General features: G+C 51.7%; 2 protein-coding genes. One reads left to right on the forward strand and one right to left on the reverse strand.

Going from position 1 to position 1327, the window contains the following annotated elements; translation table 11 throughout:
• Positions 1–121: 121 nt before the first annotated feature.
• On the forward strand, positions 122–637 hold the full coding sequence (locus tag ACR0EZ_RS25875; RefSeq protein WP_480617709.1) for a DnaA N-terminal domain-containing protein: 516 nt from the start codon (positions 122–124) through the stop codon (positions 635–637).
• Positions 638–692: 55 nt separating this feature from the next.
• Here the strand turns inward: ACR0EZ_RS25875 and ACR0EZ_RS25880 are convergent.
• A partial coding sequence (locus tag ACR0EZ_RS25880) for a nucleotidyl transferase AbiEii/AbiGii toxin family protein (protein ID WP_480617711.1) occupies positions 693–1327 on the reverse strand: 635 nt, incomplete at its 5' end.

Raw genomic sequence — 1327 nt, forward strand, 5'->3', positions numbered from 1 at the left:
ATCGTCACGGCCTGCTCCTGTCATGTTCTAGTGCGCGCTACCAGAAATGCACACGAACTGACAGGTGAGGGCGAACTTTGCGACAGAACCCACTGATGAGCTAACGGTCGGGCAAAAAGAAATGGCCCGCCTCTGGTCCGTGGACGAACGAACCGTCAAGCGAGAGATAAAGCGATTGACGGATTCTAATATTCTTCTCCAGCTTAGGCCTGGGGTTAGAGGCCGCGTTGCAGCGTATCGACTCAACTACGCAGAAATTTATCGCCTGAGCGAACCGGTTTGGCAAAATGTTGGTTCTGATTTTGTATCGCGCATGGAGACACAAAGCCCAAAATCAACCGAAAAGGTTGTTCATGTTCAGTTTGGCCAAGAAAGACCTGCAGCTGTTGAACATGAAGGACAAGACCTTCAGGACCCGTGGGGCAGGGCGCTTCGGCGCCTATCAGAATCTGAAGCATTATTGTTTGAAAGCTGGTATCGCGAACTCAAATTTGTTGAAACGCAAGATCAAACGATCACCTTGCACGCACCCAGCAAGTTCATCGCGCAATATATTCAGTCTCACCATTTGAAACCTTTGCTTGGAGCGATCCAGCTCGAGTTTGGGCGAATTCATAAAGTGTGTCTGCTCGGCTAACAATCCAGTTTTGAAGCTCGCGCGCTGTGCCTTGAGACCACTAAAGTTGCTGATTTCAACTGTTGAGTTCGGCCTCGAACACCCCAATGGTTTTCAGGATGTCATCGAACAAGGGGGTATCCCCGATGATCATTTCTTGCATCCCCACATAGTCCCGGCGCAACGCTGCTTTCAGCTCAGGGTTTGGTAGCAATCTTAGAGATCCAGGCCTGGCATTCTCGTAGTTAGCCCAAGCCGCTTTGAAGAAGACGGACTTATGGTGTGCAACCTGATCCAGCAAGTCGATCTGTTCGATAGCGCAAGAACGGGACTCGTGCGTGATCAACTGAGCCATGTCGTAATAGTGGCGCGACATACGGTCAGCCAGAGGTTTGGTGATGTCTTGATGATAGAGCATATGCAGGATCGTGGCTTTTTCCCAGAATGTGCGTTCAACACCCAAGACCTTCACATCAACGTCGCCCGCCCCCAACAGGTCTGGAAAGGCCTGATGCACATAAGGCGATATACTGCGGGACTCGGCTGGAAGGTGAACCCCACGGGCGCCAAATTCGAACCGTACCACCGGTTGGATGTAGCCGCTGGCCGCACTGGTCTCCGATGGATAGGCGAAAAGCAAGGTTTGGGCATCATTTGGATCGACTGACAGGGAAAAATGCTGATCCAGCGCGGCGCCAAACTTGACCTCGG

The sequence above is a fragment of the Ruegeria sp. AK4 genome, assembly GCF_056541025.1.